The following is a 15,824-nucleotide window of genomic DNA, read 5'->3' on the forward strand; positions in this document are numbered from 1 at the left end:
TCTATTTGAACAGCCGGTCGCACAGGAAGTCGACGAACACGCGCAGCTTCGGCGACAGTTGCCGGCTCGACGGCCACACGATCGAGAACTGCCCCGGCGCGATCCGGTAGTCGTCGAGCACGGTGACGAGCGCGCCCGTGTCCAGCGCGTCGCGCGCGAGGAAGTCGGGCATGTAGCCGATGCCGAGCCCCGCCATCACCGCGCCGCGCAGCGCTTCCATGTTGTTGCAGGTCATCGCGGTGCGCAGCTTCAGCGGCGTGCCGTCGTCGGCGGCAAGCGCCCAGTCCTGCAGCTTGCCGGTGGTCGGGAAACAGTAGCGCACGCAATCGTGGGTTTCGAGATCGTGCGGCGCCCGCGGCGTGCCGGCCAGCGCGAGATACGCGGGCGTCGCGCACAGCACGAACGCGAACGGGCCGAGCCGCCGCGACATCAGGCTCGAATCCGACAGCGGGCCGCTGCGGATCACCGCGTCGAAGCCGCCTTCGACGACATCGACCATCCGGTCGTTGAAATCCAGATCGAGCTCGACGTCCGGATAGCGCAGCCTGAATTCGGGCAGCACCGGCAGCAGGAACCGGTAGCCGATCACCGGCAGGCTCACGCGCAGCTTGCCGCGCGGGCGCTGCGCGGAGGCCGTCACGGTCGCCTCCGCATCACGAAAATCCTCGAGGATCCGCTGGCAGCGTTCGTAGAAATGGCGCCCTTCGTCGGTCAGCGTGACGCGCCGCGTCGTGCGGTTGAACAGGCGCACGCCGAGCGACTGCTCGAGCCGCGCGATCGTCTTGCCGACGGCGGAGGCCGAGATGCCGAGCGCGCGGCCGGCCGCGACGAAGCTGAGCGCTTCGGCGGTGCGGACGAAGGCGGCGATGCCGTTCAGGTTTTCCATCGACGTAGACGGGCGAGCGGGGCGCGAAGCGTTGAATTGAAGAATTTTAGTCCGTTATATGCGGAGCTTCGCGTTGTTTTTCTAAGATTGAATCGAAATTATCCTTGATCGCGCTTGAGGCGCATCCGCGCCGGCTTTTCGAGGAGCGATGATGGATCACCCGTTTTCACCCGCTTCAGCCACGTCGGCGCGTCGGCGCGCGTGGGTGCTGGCCGCCGTCTGCATGGCCGCCGTCGCGCTGCCGCTGTCGTTTTCGGGCGGCGCGGTCGCGACACCCGCGATCGGCCGCGACCTGCACGGCGGCCCGGTCGCGATGAACTGGATCACCAACGCATTCATGCTCGCGTTCGGCAGTTTCCTGATGGCGGCGGGCGCGCTGGCCGACCAGTTCGGCCGCAAGCGCGTGTTCGCGATCGGCGTCGGCGGCTTCACGCTGATGTCGGTGGCGCTCGCGTTCGCGCCGTCGATGCTCGCGGTCGACCTGTTGCGCGCCGCGCAGGGGCTCGCGGCGGCCGCGGCGCTCGCGGGCGGCACGGCCGCGCTCGCGCAGGAGTTCGACGGCGCGGCGCGTACGCGCGCGTTCAGCCTGCTCGGCACGACGTTCGGGATCGGGCTCGCGTTCGGGCCCGTGCTCGCCGGCGCCCTGATCGCGCACTACGGCTGGCGCGCGATCTTCGTCACGGGCGCGGCGGCAGGCGCGTTGTCGCTCGCGTTCGGGCTGCCGCGCATGCACGAGTCGCGCGATCCGCACGCGACGGGGCTCGACTGGCCCGGCACGGCCGCGTTCACCGCCGCGCTCACGCTGTTCACGTTCGGCGTGATCGAGGCGCCCGCGCGCGGCTGGGCGCATCCGCTCGTCGTCGCGCTGCTGGCGGCTGCGGCGCTCGGCGCGTGCGCGTTCGTCGCGATCGAGACGCGCGTCGCGCGGCCGATGCTCGACCTGTCGCTGTTCCGGATTCCGCGCTTCGTCGGCGTGCAGGTGCTGCCGGTGTCGACCTGCTGCTGCTACATCGTCCTGCTCGTCGTGCTGCCGCTGCGCTTCATCGGCATCGATGGCTTCAGCGAAATCGACGCAGGCTGGCTGATGCTCGCGATTTCCGCGCCGATGCTCGTCGTGCCGCTCGTCGCGGCGACGCTCACGCGCTGGCTGTCGGCCGGCGTGATCTCGGGGCTCGGGCTCCTGCTCGCGGCGGCGGGCCTCGTGTGGCTGGGCGTCGCGCTGCACGGCGGCGCAGGGCCGACGGCGATCGCGCCGATGCTCGCGATCGGCGTCGGGGCCGGCATGCCGTGGGGGCTGATGGACGGGCTGTCGGTCAGCGTCGTGCCGAAGGAGCGCGCAGGGATGGCGACCGGGATCTTCAGCACGACGCGCGTGGCGGGCGAGGGGATCGCGCTCGCGATCGCCGGCGCGGTGCTGGCGACGCTCGCGCACACCGATCTGCGGCGGGCGGCCGGCGCGTCCGACGCAGCGTTGCGCGCGGCCGCGCGGCTCGCCACCGGCGATCTCGCGGGCGCGGCGGCCGTATTGCCGGGCGTCGAGCGTACGGCGCTGCTCGCGAACTACACGCATGCGTTCGATCGGCTGCTGATCGGGCTCGCGATCGTCACGGTGCTGTGTGCGGGGGTGGTGTTCGCATTTCTCGGTGCGCGGCCCGGGGTGACGGAAGCGCGCGGCGACGATGGTGAAACCGCGCATCCCGGCGCGCCGGCGCGCCGCCGAACCGAACCGGCTTGCACGGAGGCAAGCGGGCGGTGAGCGGGGCGTCTCAGGGGGCGCGCAGGTCGACGATCGCGGGCAGCGTGCCCGCGCATGTTGCGATCACGCGAATCCGTGTACCGGCGATCGGCCCCGCGCGCGAATGAGCGTGGAGCGTTGCGTCGCCCGCCGGGCACGCGTCCTGTGGGAATGGCGCCGGCGTACTCCGGCACCGACGACTGGCTCGATGCAGCACGCTTGCACAAGCGTGCGCAGCACCGCACCGGGCATTGCCTGCCCGCCTTGTGCCGACGACGAAAGGGTGCCGCGCATCACGCCAGCACGAGCGGCGGCAATCCCGCATCGGCCCGTGCCTGCGCGCTTTCCACATCGACGACCACATAGCGCAGCGCATCGGGCCACAGGTGCGCGCGACTTCCGGCATCTTCATCGATCGTCGCGCGCCCTTGCACGAGCCACGTCGTCTGCCGGACGAAGTCGACGAACAGCAGCGCGATCGCCGGATTCACGAGCAGGTTGCCGATCGTGTTGAACAGGTTGTTGCCCGCGAAATCGGGCAGCACGAGCGTACGACGGTCGGGCAGGTCGACGAGCGGGGCGAACGAACCGTCCGCGCGCGGCTGCCGGCCGCGATACGAGCAGTCGCTGTCGCCCGCCGCGTTCGCGGTCGCGACGATCAGGAATGCCTGTTCATGGATGAACGCGACGGCATCGTCGCCGAGGGGGCCCGGGTTCATGGTTCGGTCGGCGCGTGGCCGGTGCGTGCGGATCCGCGTTCCGCACGCAAGCGACATGCCACGCTGCGAGCGCGGTGCACGGCGAAGCGTGCGCGGGTGCGCTGTGGAAAATCAGAACACCCGCCGTGCCGGCTGTGCCGTCGCGATGTTCAGAATCGGGACACTCGTTTTTCGTGCGTCGACGCCGTCCGCGGCGGGCGGCCGGACACACCGCTCCTGTTCGGTTTTCGGCCGGTTTGGCACGCATGTTGCGTAAACCGTGTAGCGCGATCCAACCGGCGCTGCATTCACACAAGCACGATGAACAGGAGACATGTATGAACCCGTTTGACCTGAAACAACTGGGCCTCGACGTCGAATATCCGTATCGTCAGCAGTACGACAACTACATCGGTGGCAAGTGGGTTCCGCCGGTGAAGGGCGAGTATTTCGAGAACGTGTCGCCGATCAACGGCAAGCCGTTCTGCCGCGTGCCGCGCTCGGGCGCCGACGACATCGAGGTCGCGCTCGATGCCGCGCACGCCGCGCGCCGCAAGTGGGGCAAGACGTCGGTCGCCGAGCGCGCGAACCTCCTGCTCGCCGCCGCCGACCGGATGGAAAAGAACCTGAAGCTGCTCGCGGTGGCCGAGACGATCGACAACGGCAAGCCGCTGCGCGAAACGATGGCGGCCGACCTGCCGCTCGCGATCGACCACTTCCGCTATTTCGCGGGCTGCATCCGCGCGCAGGAAGGCGGCATTTCCGAAATCGACGACAACACCGTCGCGTATCACTTCCACGAGCCGCTCGGCGTCGTCGGCCAGATCATCCCGTGGAACTTCCCGCTGCTGATGGCCGCATGGAAGCTCGCGCCGGCGCTCGCGGCCGGTTGCTGCGTCGTGATGAAGCCGGCCGAGCAGACGCCCGCGTCGGTGCTGGTGCTGATGGAACTGATCGGCGACCTGTTCCCGGCCGGCACGATCAACATCGTCAACGGCTTCGGCAAGGAAGCGGGCGAGGCGCTCGCGACCAGCAAGCGGATCGCGAAGATCGCGTTCACGGGCTCGACGCCGGTCGGCAAGCACATCCTGCGCACCGCGGCCGAGAACCTGATCCCGTCGACGGTCGAGCTGGGCGGCAAGAGCCCGAACATCTTCTTCGCCGACGTGCTCGACCAGGACGATGCGTTCCTCGACAAGGCGCTCGAAGGGCTCGCGATGTTCGCGCTGAACCAGGGCGAGGTGTGCACGTGCCCGTCGCGGATCCTGATCCAGGAATCGATCTACGAACGCTTCATCGAGAAGGCCGTCGCGCGCGTCGAGCGCATCAAGGCCGGCCATCCGCTCGACATGCAGACGATGATCGGCGCGCAGGCGTCGCAGCAGCAGCTCGACAAGATCCTGTCGTACATCGACATCGGCCGCGACGAAGGCGCGCAATGCCTGACGGGCGGCGAGCGCACGGCACCGGCCGCCGACCTCGGCACGGGCTACTACGTGAAGCCGACGATGCTGCTCGGCAACAACAAGATGCGCGTGTTCCAGGAAGAGATCTTCGGGCCGGTCGCGTCGGTGATGACGTTCAAGGACGAGCAGGAAGCGATCGAACTCGCGAACGACACGTTCTACGGGCTCGGCGCCGGCGTGTGGACGCGCAACGGCACGCGCGCGTACCGGATGGGCCGCGAGATCGAGGCTGGCCGCGTGTGGACCAACTGCTACCACCTGTACCCCGCGCATGCGGCGTTCGGCGGCTACAAGCAGTCGGGCATCGGTCGCGAGACGCACAAGATGGCGCTGTCGAACTACCAGCAGACGAAGTGCCTGCTGGTCAGCTACCAGGCCGAGGCGCTCGGGTTCTTCTGATCGCCGCAGCAGGGGCGAAGTGCCGGGCCGGCCGGGCGGCAGCGCGCTTGCGGCCGATCGTCCGGCACTTCGTCTTTTTCGCCTTTCGACATTCGATACGCGGCGTCGGCTGCGCGTCGCCGGCGGCCCGCCTCGGCAACCGCATCGGCTGTCGCGCGGTCGCGCCCGCATTGCGCACCGATGGCCCCGACGGAAACCAGCATGGCAGATCCGCCTCGATCCTGGCCGCGTCACCCCGTGTTTCACGCGGGCGAGCTCGACGCGCAGCACCGGTTCGGCGTCGCCGACGAAGCCGAGCGCATGAGCGACGTCATCACGACGCGGCTGAGCATCGGCGTGCGCCAGTTCGTCGAATCGCAGCCGTTCATGTTCGTCGGCACGACGCGCGGCAACCCGGCGCGCGTGACCTGCGACATCGTGCAGGGCATGCGCGACGCGAACGGCGACCTGTGGCCGGTCGTGCGCGTGATCGACACGAAGACGCTGCGCTTCGCGCTGCCGACGCACGGCGACGGCGACCGGATCGATGCGCTCGCGTGCGACGGCGGCGGCATCGGGCTGTTGTTCATCGATTTCGTGCGCGGCATCCGTTATCGGATCAACGGCCGCGCGACGTTGCGTGCCGATCTGCCGGCAGCGGATGCCGCGCCTTGGCCGGCCGGCAGCCCGATCATCGAGCTGGCGGTCGCGCAGGCGTACGGCAATTGCGGCACGCGGGTCGTGCGGTTGCGGCCGGGCGCGTAGCGCGTCGCCGGGCTGCCCGCGGCGCGCAAGCCGCACCCGCACGGTGCGTGGCATGCCGCCTCCGGGTGCGCCCTCATGGCGCGCGGCGGCCGCACGGCGTGCAATGACGGGCTTGTCGCCGGGCCGCGCGGTTCGGCACGGGACTTGCGTGTTGGACGCGGTTCCGGGCAGGTGAGGAGAACACGATGGGTCAACGATTGGAGTGCATGGCCGAGCCGACGGCCGAGGACACGCGGTGCAGCGCGCAGGGTGACGACGCGCTCGCCGGCCAGGCCGTGGTCAGCGTTGCGCACGACGCCGACGAGCAGGCGCGCAACCTGATCGGCTGGCGGCAGACTTACGACCAGCTCGCGGCCGGCCGCTTCGTCGGCACGCTGACCGAGCTGCCGCTCGACACGATGAAGCTGTTTCGCGAATCGACCAGCCACCTGCTGCGCCAGGCATGCGAGGTGCGCGGCGACGCGTACTGGTTCGGCATCCCGCTGGTCAGCGACGGCACCGCGCGCGTCGATGCGTGCCGCATCGGGCCCGGTGCGCTCGCGTTCCGGCCCGGCAACGTCGAATTCGAATTGCTGACGCCCGCGCAGTTCTCGATCTACGGCGTGGTCGTGCGCGGCGACGTGCTGCGCCGCTACGCGGAGGAAGTCGAACACCGCGCGCTCGACGAGCGGCTGTTCACGCAGCACGTGATCCAGGTTGGCGATACGCGGCTCGCGCGCCTGTGCGCGCTGCTCGGCCGCCGGCTCGACGGCGCGGCGGCCGTGGGCGGGCCGCTGCCCGACGCGCAGCGCGACGACCTGCAGGCCGAGGTGCTGGCCGCGCTGTTCGATGCGTGCGCGCAACCGGCGGACGATGGCGCCGGCGGCGCACCGTCGACACGGCGCTGGATCGTCGAGCAGGCGCGCGAGTACGTGCTCGCGCACCGCACGCGCCCGGTCGGCGTGCCCGAGCTGTGCGAGCAACTGCACGTGAGCCGGCGCACGCTGCAGTACTGCTTCCAGGATGTGCTCGGCATGGCGCCCGCGACCTACCTGCGGACGCTGCGGCTGAACGGTGCGCGGCGCGATCTGTGCGGGCGGGCGGCCGGTTCGGTGCAGGACGTCGCGGAGGCGTGGGGCTTCTGGCACCTGAGCCAGTTCGCGACCGACTACCGGCGGCTGTTCGGCAAACGGCCGTCGGAGACGCTGCGCGAGCGGGCAGTGACGGTGACGGCCGGATGAGCCGCGCGGCGGTGCGGGGCTGCCGCTGCACGCCCGATCTTTCGGGTGATCTTCGTTTTTCTATCCGGACATAGTCGCCGCGTCGCGCGGTGCAGGCCACGGCACGGCATCCCAGTCGATCGCCCGGTAAGCGGCTTCGACCGCCGCGAGATCGCCCGGTCGCTCGCTGCGATGCAGCCCGCGCAATTCGTCCGGCACGTCGAGCGCGACCGGCACGCAGTGCGGATAGTCGCGCACCCGCAGCGCCGGCCCGATCGTCGTGAAACAGGCGAGCGTCGGCACGTCGAAGCCGTCGGCGAGATGCAGCGCGGACGTATCGGGCGCGAACAGCATGCTCGCACCCTCGACCCAGGCAATGAAGTGCGCGGTATCGGCCGCGTCGCGGCTCACGTCGACGTAGGCGGGATGCGCGACCGGGCCGAAGCCGACCACCGGCAGCCCGTAACGCTGCGCGAGTCGCTCGACGAACGTCGCGTGCAGCGCGGGCGGCACGCTGCGCACCGCAGTGCTCGCGGTCGGGCAGAACAGCACGTATGGCCGCCGCCATTCGGCCGGCAGCGCGGGCAGCCGCAACCGCGCGAGCCAGCGGTTGCGCTTCGCGGCGGCCGGCACCGTGGCCGGATCCGCGCCGAGCGCGTCCAGGAAGAAGTCGATCATTGGCTGCCGCGCGAACGCGGGCCAGTACAGGTGATTGCCGAGATCGACGCACGGCGCGTGCGCGGGCAGTGCATCGGCGGCGCACGGCAGCGCATGCGACGGCGCGACGACGTCAGCCGCGAGCGCATACAGCGCGTCGACGTAGCGCGGCGCGCGGGCCGGCCGGAACAGCGTGAAGCGAAGGCCGGGATGCATCGCGCGCAGCGCGGCGAGCGCGGTCAGCCCGATCACCGAGTCGCCGAGCGTGACGCCCATTCCGTTGATCACGTGCACGTTCGTCATGCGGTCGTAGTCGAGCCGGAACGGCTGGTGGGCGGCGTGCAGCAGGCCGAGCGCCGGCGCGGCCGGCACATGGCCCTCCGCGGGGCCGCCGCCGTGCTCGAGGTCGTACGGCGCGACGAGCGTGCCGTCCGGCGCGAGCAGCGTGCCGGGGTGGGCGAGCGCGTCGTCGCGCGACAGCGCGAGGCCGGTCGGTGTGGTGCGCAGTTCCACGGTCATGCGCCGCGCGCGCGGCGGCCCTGTTCGCGGATCTGCTCGAGCGTCGCGGCCGGCGTGCTGGCGTCCTGCGGGATGCGGATCTCGATCAGCGCCGGCAGCCCGCAGGTCAGTGCGCGCTCCAGTGCCGGCGCGAAGTCGGCGGTGCGCACGACCGTCTCGCCATGCGCGCCGAACGCGCGCGCATACGCGGCGAAATCGGGATTCGTGAGCCCGGTGCCATGCACGCGCCCGGGATAGTTGCGCTCCTGATGCATGCGGATCGTGCCGAAATGCCCGTTGTTGACGACGATTGCGATGATGTTCAGCCCATACTGCATCGCGGTCGCGAGTTCGTTGCCGGCCATCATGAAGCAGCCGTCGCCGGCGAGCGCGACGACGGTTCGCGACGGATACAGCGACTTCGCGGCGAGCGCGGCGGGCAGCCCGTAGCCCATCGCGCCGCTGGTCGGCGCGAGCTGCGAGCGGAAGTGCCGGTACGCGAAGTGGCGATGCAGCCAGATCGCGTAATTGCCGGCGCCGTTGGTCAGGATCGCGTCGTGCGGCAGGCGCTCGCGCAGCTGCACCATCACGTCGCCGAGCTGGACGTCGCCGGGCATCGGCAGCGGGGCATGCCATTCGCGGTATGCGCGGTGCGAGTCGGCGGCCGTGCCGGCCCACGCGGGGTGCGCCGGCGGTTCGAGCGCGGCGAGCGGCGCCGCGATCTCAGGCATGCCCGACACGATCGGCAGGTCGGCCGCATACACGCGGCCGAGCTCGTCCGCGCCCTGGTGCACGTGGATCAGCGTCTGGCGCGTCTTCGGGATGTCGAGCAGCGTGTAGCCGCCGGTCGTTGCTTCGCCGAGGCGCGGCCCGATCACGAGCAGCAGGTCGGCGTCGCGGATGCGCTTCGCGAGCGCCGGGTTGATCCCGAGCCCGACGTCGCCCGCGTAGTTCGGGTGCGCGTTGTCGATCGTGTCCTGGTAGCGGAACGCACACGCGACCGGCAACTGCCACCGCTCGACGAAGGTGCGCAGGTTCGCGCATGCGTCGGGCGTCCAGCCGCTACCGCCGACGATCGCGAACGGCCGCTCGGCGCGCGCAAGCCGTTCGCGCAGCTCGTCGACCTGCGCGGCCGACGGCGACGCCGCGATGCGCTTCGCGGCCGGCACGACGGGCTGCGGTGCGCATGCGTCGGACAGCACGTCCTCGGGCAGCGCGAGCACGACCGGGCCCGGACGGCCCGACATCGCGACGTGGAACGCATGGCTCAGGTATTCGGGAATGCGGCGCGGGTCGTCGATCTGGGCGACCCATTTCGCCATCTGGCCGAACATCCGGCGGTAGTCGATTTCCTGGAAGGCTTCGCGGTCGAGGTGCTCGCGCGCGCACTGGCCGACGAACAGGATCATCGGCGTCGAATCCTGGAACGCGGTATGCACGCCGATCGACGCGTGGGTCGCGCCGGGCCCGCGCGTGACGAACGCGATGCCGGGACGGCCGGTCAGCTTGCCGACCGCCTCCGCCATGTTCGCGGCGGCCGCCTCGTGGCGGCAGACGACCGTCTGGATGCGCGCGGTGTCGTCCGCCAGCGCATCAAGTACGGCGAGGAAGCTCTCGCCCGGCACGCAGAACACGCGTTCGACGTGATTGGCGAGCAACGCATCGACGAGCAGTCGCGCGCCGGTGGTGGCGCGCGGCTCGAGATCCTTGGAATGCGACATGGGCTGCCGTCTCCCTGGGTAGCGGGAGGTACAGCTTACGCCTGTCGGCGGGGCGCCGGTACGCCGGCCGGTGAAAAGTGTCGGAACGAGCGGGGCGGCGGCGCGCCTCGGCGCGTGCGCCCGCCCGCCGTCATCGCATCAGCATTCGACGATATTCACCGCCAGCCCGCCGCGCGACGTTTCCTTGTACTTCGTCTTCATGTCGGCGCCGGTCTCGCGCATCGTCTTGATCACCGAGTCGAGCGACACGTAGTGCGAGCCGTCGCCGCGCAGCGCCATGCGTGCCGCGTTGACGGCCTTCACCGATGCCATCGCGTTGCGCTCGATGCACGGGATCTGCACCATCCCGCCGACCGGGTCGCAGGTGAGGCCGAGGTTGTGCTCCATCCCGATCTCGGCCGCGTTCTCGACCTGGCGCGGCGAGCCGCCGAGCACGGCCGCGAGCGCGCCAGCCGCCATCGAGCAGGCGACGCCCACTTCGCCCTGGCAACCGACTTCCGCACCCGAAATCGACGCGTTGAGTTTGTACAGAATGCCGATCGCGGCGGCGGTCAGCAGGAAGTCGATCACGCCCTGTTCGTTCGCACCCGGCGTGAAGCGCGTGTAGTAGTGCAGCACGGCCGGGATGATGCCGGCCGCGCCGTTGGTCGGCGCGGTGACGACGCGGCCGCCGGCCGCGTTTTCCTCGTTGACCGCGATCGCATACAGGTTGATCCAGTCGATCATCGACAGCGGATCCTGCAGCGCGCGCTCCGGGCTTCCCGTCAGCGTGCGGTACAGCTGCGGCGCGCGGCGCTTGACCTGGAACGGGCCGGGCAGGTTGCCGTCGGCGTCGGGGTTGCCGATCCCGCAGCCGCGCGACACGCACGACTGCATCACGGCCCAGATCTTCAGCAGCCCGTCGCGCGTCTCTTCCTCGGTGTGCCACGCGCGCTCGTTTTCCCACATCAGCTGTGCGATCGACTTGCCGGTCGACTCGGTCAGCGCGAGCAGCTCGGCGCCGGTGCGGAACGGATGCGTCATCTGCTCGGCCGCGCTCAGCACCTTCGTGTTCGGCGCACCGGCCGTCACGACGAAGCCGCCGCCGACCGACAGGTACGTGCGCTCGACCAGCACCGCGCCGTTCGCGTCGGACGCGCGCAGCTTCATGCCGTTCGGGTGCTCGGGCAGCGCCTGGCGGTAGAACGCGATGTTCTCCTTCAGCACGAACGGCACCGGATGCGTGCCGAGCAGCGCGAGCTTCTTCGACGTGCGGACGTCCTCCAGACGCGCGTCGATCGTGTCGGGATCGACGGTATCGGGCGCGTCGCCGAGCAGCCCGAGCATCACGCCGCGATCGGTGCCGTGGCCCTTGCCGGTGGCGCCGAGCGAGCCGTACAGCTCGACCTTCACGTGGGCCGTCGCGTCGAGCAGCCCGTCGCGCTCGAGGCCCTGGACGAACATCAGCGCCGCGCGCATCGGTCCGACCGTATGCGAACTGGACGGGCCGATGCCGATCTTGAAGAGGTCAAACACGCTGACTGCCATTTCGATTCCTGCCTTGCTTTGAGAATAGTGCTAACGCGCCTGCAATGGCAGGCACGCGGCGAGCCATGCGGGCGGCATGGGGGAGAGCTGCCGCGCGACGCGGGCATAACGCCCGTCGAGCCGCGCGGCCAGATGAAAGAGTTCAGTGGCGTTTTTCGGGTCCCACTGCCCCGTGTAGCCCGGCAAGCCGGCTTCGCGGCGCTTCGCGTCGAACGGCACCGGCGAATTCACGAATTCCTCGTGCGTCTTCTCGCCGAGCGCGTACGGCACGAGCCAGTCGAGCGCGGCCGCGAGCGTCGCGCCGTTCGCGCCGCGCTCGCGCAGCCAGTTGCGGTTGAAGCGGCGCGCGGCGAGCGCGGCCGTCACCAGCGGCTGCAGGTCGTACACCGCGTAGTGCAGCGCGTCGCGTTCCTCGAAATCCCAGGTCTTGCCGTCCGGGCCGATGTTGTCGGCGAGATGCTCGACGAACAGCCGCTGCGCGGCGTTCATCATCTTGCGGTCGCCGAGCGTGAACGCGGACAGCGCGATCAGCTTGATCCGGTGGCTTTGCCAGTTGTTGCGCCAGGTGCCGGTGAGCGGGCGCTTCTGCGCGTCGATCTGCGCGACGTAACCGGCGCCGAGCTTCGCGATGAACGCCGCCGTCGCGTTGCGCGTCTTCACCGGCAGCGCGCTCGCCGTCATGTCGTACGCGACGATCAGGCTGTCGAAGCGCGTCTCGTCGATCGGGTTGAAGCTCGGCTGGTAGGTCGCAACCCACGCGGACAGGAAGCGGTCGACGAGCTGCAGGTAACGCGGCGCATTGGTCACGCGCCACGCGAGCGCGGCGTCGCGCATCAGCTCCATGTCCTTCAGCGCGTCGGCGCTCTGGTCGTAGATGCCTTCGTGCGGCAGCGTGCCTTCGGTGTGCACGCGCGCCAACGCCTTCGGCTGCTCGCCGATACGCGCGTCGACGCTGCGGATCAGCGCCTGCACGCCCGGCTCGGCCTGCGTCGTCTCGCTCGCCTGCAACGCGGGCGCCGCGCAGAAATTCATCGCCGCGCCTGCGCTGCCCGGCGTGCCAAGGCCGGCGACGGCAAACGACAGCGACGCGACGAGCAGCGGCACGAAGCGGCGCGTGCGCGGCCGCTCGTGCGCTGCACCATGGCCCGGAAACATCGGACGCACCATGCGGAACTCCTTGATTGGCTGGATCGCGTGTGATGTTAGCCGGATTGGGGGGCAAGCGTGAATCGATCGGGCTGGCGGCGAACGCAAAAACCGCACGCAACCGGAGGTTGCGTGCGGTGTGGTCACGGCCGGACTCCGGTGCGCGACGGGCGTTATGCGTATTCCGACATCGGCACGCACGAGCAGAACAGGTTGCGGTCGCCGTAGGCGTTGTCCGCACGGCCGACCGGCGGCCAGTACTTGTTCGTGCCGAGCGATGCGACCGGGTACGCGGCCTGCTCGCGCGAGTACGCGTGCGGCCATTCGTTCGCGGTGACGACTGCTGCCGTGTGCGGCGCGTGACGCAGCGGGTTGTCCTCGCGATCGGCGCGGCCTTCCTCGACCGCACGGATTTCATCGCGGATCGCGATCATCGCGGCGATGAAACGGTCGAGTTCTTCCTGCGATTCCGATTCCGTCGGCTCGACCATCAGCGTGCCCGGCACCGGGAAGCTCATCGTCGGTGCGTGGAAGCCGTAGTCCATCAGGCGCTTCGCGACGTCGTCGACGCTGATGCCGCTGGTTTCCTTGAGCGGACGCAGGTCGAGAATGCACTCGTGCGCGACCAGCCCGCCCGGGCCCGAATACAGCACCGGGTAGTGCGGCGCGAGGCGCTTCGCGATGTAGTTCGCGTTGAGGATCGCGGTTTCGGTGGCGGCGGTCAGGTTCTTCGCGCCCATCATCGCGATGTACATCCACGAGATCGGCAGGATCGACGCCGAGCCGTACGGTGCGGCCGACACCGCGCCGATGCCGTCTTCCGCGCGCGCGTAGCCGGTCGAACGCTGGTTCGGCAGGAACTTCGCGAGGTGCGCGCCGACCGCGACCGGGCCGACGCCCGGGCCGCCGCCGCCATGCGGGATGCAGAAGGTCTTGTGCAGGTTCAGGTGCGACACGTCGCCGCCGAACTGGCCCGGCGCGGTCAGGCCGACCATCGCGTTCATGTTCGCGCCGTCGACGTACACCTGGCCGCCGTGCGCGTGCACGATCTCGCAGATCTCGCGCACGTTCTGCTCGAACACGCCGTGGGTCGACGGATACGTGATCATGATCGCCGCGAGGTCGTTCGCGTGCTGCTCGGCCTTCGCCTTCAGGTCGGCGATGTCGACGTTGCCCTGCGCGTCGCAGGCGACGACCACCACCTTCATGCCGGCCATGTGTGCGGACGCCGGGTTCGTGCCGTGCGCGGATGCCGGGATCAGGCACACGTCGCGATGCGCTTCGCCGCGCGAAGCGTGGTACGCGTGGATGATCAGCAGGCCCGCGTACTCGCCCTGCGAGCCGGCATTCGGCTGCAGCGACACGGCCGCGTAGCCGGTGGCCGCGACCAGCATCTGCTCGAGCTGATCGATCATCTCGCGGTAGCCGACGGTCTGCTCGGCCGGCGCGAACGGGTGGATCCGGCCGAATTCGGGCCACGTGACCGGCAGCATTTCCGACGTCGCGTTCAGCTTCATCGTGCACGAGCCGAGCGGGATCATCGAGCGGTCGAGCGCGAGATCCTTGTCCGACAGGCTGCGCAGGTAGCGCAGCATTTCGGTTTCGGAATGGTGGCGGTTGAACACGTGGTGCGTCAGGTACGCACTCGTGCGCTCGAGGCCGGCCGGCAGCGCGGCGACGCCGGCGAGGCCCGCGTCCAGCGCGTCGACGGTCGGCGCGGTGCCGCCCGCGGCCTGCGCGAACACGGCGAGGAGATCGGCGAGGTCGTCGCGGGTCGTCGTTTCGTCGACCGACACGCCGACTTGCGTGTCGCTCACACGGCGCAGGTTGATGCGCTTGGCCTTCGCGAATTCGTGAACCTGCGCGGTGCGCGCGCCGGTGTCGACCGTCAGCGTGTCGAAGAACGTGTCGTTGACGGTCGCGAAGCCGAGCTGCTTCACGCCTGCGGCGACGAGCGCCGCGATGCGGTTCACGCGCAGCGCGATCGTCTTCAGGCCGTGCGGGCCGTGGTAGACGGCGTACATGCTCGCCATGATCGCGAGCAGCGCCTGCGCGGTACACACGTTCGACGTCGCCTTCTCGCGGCGGATGTGCTGTTCGCGGGTCTGCAGCGCGAGACGCAGCGCGGGCTTGCCCTGCGCGTCGACGGTCACGCCGACGAGGCGGCCCGGCATCTGGCGCTTGAATTCGTCACGCACGGCCATGTAGGCGGCGTGCGGGCCGCCGAAGCCCATCGGCACGCCGAAGCGCTGCGTGTTGCCGACCGCGACGTCCGCGCCCCATTCGCCCGGCGGCGTCAGCACGGTCAGTGCGAGCAGGTCGGCCGCGACGACGACATGGCCGCCCGCCGCGTGGATCGCTTCGGTGAGCGCGCGGTAGTCGCGCACGTCGCCGTTGACGCCCGGGTACTGGAGCAGCACGCCGAACGCGTTGGCCTGCGCGGCGTCGGCCGCCGGGCCCGTCTTGACCTCGATGCCGATCGGCAGCGCGCGCGTGCGGATCACCTCGAGCGTCTGCGGCAGCACGTCGTCGGCGACGTAGAACACGTTCGACGCCGGCTTGCCGGTGCGCTGCAGCAGCGTCATCGCTTCGGCCGCGGCCGTTGCTTCGTCGAGCAGCGACGCGTTCGAGATCGCGAGGCCGGTGAGGTCGGCGACCATCTGCTGGAAGTTCAGGAGCGCCTCGAGGCGACCCTGGGAAATTTCGGGCTGGTACGGCGTGTAGGCCGTGTACCATGCCGGGTTTTCGAGCACGTTGCGCAGGATCACGGCCGGCGTGTGCGAGTCGTAATAGCCCTGGCCGATATACGAGCGGAACACCTGGTTCTTGTCCGCGAGGGCGCGCAGCGCGGCGAGGGCTTCGGCCTCGCTCTTCGGTTGCGCGAACGGGCCGAGCGGCAGCGTTTCGGCGCGGCGGATCGAGGCCGGGATCACGGCCTCGATCAGGGCGGCGCGCGACGCGAAGCCGAGCGTGTCGAGCATGGCCTGCTGGCTGGCGGCATCGGGGCCGATGTGGCGTTCGGCGAACGCGTCGTGCGTTTCGAGCGCGGCGAGCGAGAGGGGCGTGCGGTTCATCAGGCGGTCCGGGTGTTCGAGCTTCATGGCGTGACTCTGGTCCCGCGCGGCCCGGTTGGCCGGCCGCGCGGTTC

At 70.0% G+C, this 15,824-nt stretch carries 11 protein-coding genes; 4 read left to right on the forward strand and 7 right to left on the reverse strand.

Going from position 1 to position 15,824, the window contains the following annotated elements; all coding sequences use genetic code 11:
* Position 1 precedes the first annotated feature (1 nt).
* Positions 2 to 886, reverse strand: coding sequence for a LysR family transcriptional regulator (locus WS66_RS13205; protein ID WP_059602008.1), 885 nt, complete (start codon positions 884 to 886; stop codon positions 2 to 4).
* Positions 887 to 1,037: 151 nt separating this feature from the next.
* On the opposite strand from WS66_RS13205, the gene WS66_RS13210 reads away from it, so the two are divergent.
* The gene (locus WS66_RS13210) at positions 1,038 to 2,642 is read left to right on the forward strand and encodes an MFS transporter (RefSeq protein ID WP_059602006.1); all 1,605 of its coding nucleotides are present in this window, start codon (positions 1,038 to 1,040) and stop codon (positions 2,640 to 2,642) included.
* A gap of 272 nt (positions 2,643 to 2,914) precedes the next feature.
* Here WS66_RS13210 and WS66_RS13215 read toward each other — a convergent pair whose 3' ends face one another.
* Positions 2,915 to 3,340 carry a pyridoxamine 5'-phosphate oxidase family protein gene (locus WS66_RS13215; RefSeq protein WP_059602244.1) on the reverse strand — a complete coding sequence of 142 codons (426 nt, stop codon included), beginning with the start codon at positions 3,338 to 3,340 and terminating at the stop codon, positions 2,915 to 2,917.
* Positions 3,341 to 3,657: 317 nt separating this feature from the next.
* Between WS66_RS13215 and exaC the strand changes: the two genes are divergently transcribed.
* The 3 genes from exaC to WS66_RS13235 all read left to right on the forward strand — a co-directional run bounded on the left by exaC (position 3,658) and on the right by WS66_RS13235 (position 7,148).
* Positions 3,658 to 5,184, forward strand: a complete 1,527-nt coding sequence (exaC, locus tag WS66_RS13220) for an acetaldehyde dehydrogenase ExaC (protein WP_059602002.1) — start codon at positions 3,658 to 3,660, stop codon at positions 5,182 to 5,184.
* A 201-nt stretch (positions 5,185 to 5,385) separates the two neighbouring features.
* Positions 5,386 to 5,928: a hypothetical protein gene (locus WS66_RS13230; RefSeq protein ID WP_059601996.1), complete on the forward strand. Its 543-nt coding sequence runs from the start codon at positions 5,386 to 5,388 to the stop codon at positions 5,926 to 5,928.
* 185 nt (positions 5,929 to 6,113) lie between these two features.
* Positions 6,114 to 7,148, forward strand: coding sequence for a helix-turn-helix domain-containing protein (locus tag WS66_RS13235; RefSeq protein ID WP_059601994.1), 1,035 nt, complete (start codon positions 6,114 to 6,116; stop codon positions 7,146 to 7,148).
* Positions 7,149 to 7,208: 60 nt separating this feature from the next.
* Here the strand turns inward: WS66_RS13235 and WS66_RS13240 are convergent, their stop codons facing one another.
* The 5 genes from WS66_RS13240 to gcvP form a co-directional block, all read right to left on the reverse strand.
* On the reverse strand, positions 7,209 to 8,303 hold the full coding sequence (locus WS66_RS13240; protein ID WP_059601991.1) for a hypothetical protein: 1,095 nt from the start codon (positions 8,301 to 8,303) through the stop codon (positions 7,209 to 7,211).
* Positions 8,300 to 10,003 (reverse strand): thiamine pyrophosphate-binding protein, encoded by a 1,704-nt coding sequence (locus WS66_RS13245; protein ID WP_059601988.1) that lies wholly within the window; start codon positions 10,001 to 10,003, stop codon positions 8,300 to 8,302. The genes WS66_RS13240 and WS66_RS13245 overlap by 4 nt, the downstream gene beginning before the upstream one ends.
* Before the next feature lie 138 nt (positions 10,004 to 10,141).
* Positions 10,142 to 11,530: an L-serine ammonia-lyase gene (locus WS66_RS13250; protein ID WP_059601985.1), complete on the reverse strand. Its 1,389-nt coding sequence runs from the start codon at positions 11,528 to 11,530 to the stop codon at positions 10,142 to 10,144.
* Positions 11,531 to 11,560: 30 nt separating this feature from the next.
* Positions 11,561 to 12,697: an alginate lyase family protein gene (locus WS66_RS13255; RefSeq protein WP_059601981.1), complete on the reverse strand. Its 1,137-nt coding sequence runs from the start codon at positions 12,695 to 12,697 to the stop codon at positions 11,561 to 11,563.
* A gap of 152 nt (positions 12,698 to 12,849) precedes the next feature.
* Positions 12,850 to 15,777, reverse strand: coding sequence for an aminomethyl-transferring glycine dehydrogenase (gcvP, locus tag WS66_RS13260; protein WP_059601978.1), 2,928 nt, complete (start codon positions 15,775 to 15,777; stop codon positions 12,850 to 12,852).
* Between the last annotated feature and the right edge of the window lie 47 nt (positions 15,778 to 15,824).

The sequence above is a fragment of the Burkholderia sp. LA-2-3-30-S1-D2 genome (genome assembly GCF_001523915.2).
GTDB classification, from domain to species: Bacteria; Pseudomonadota; Gammaproteobacteria; order Burkholderiales; family Burkholderiaceae; genus Burkholderia; species Burkholderia diffusa.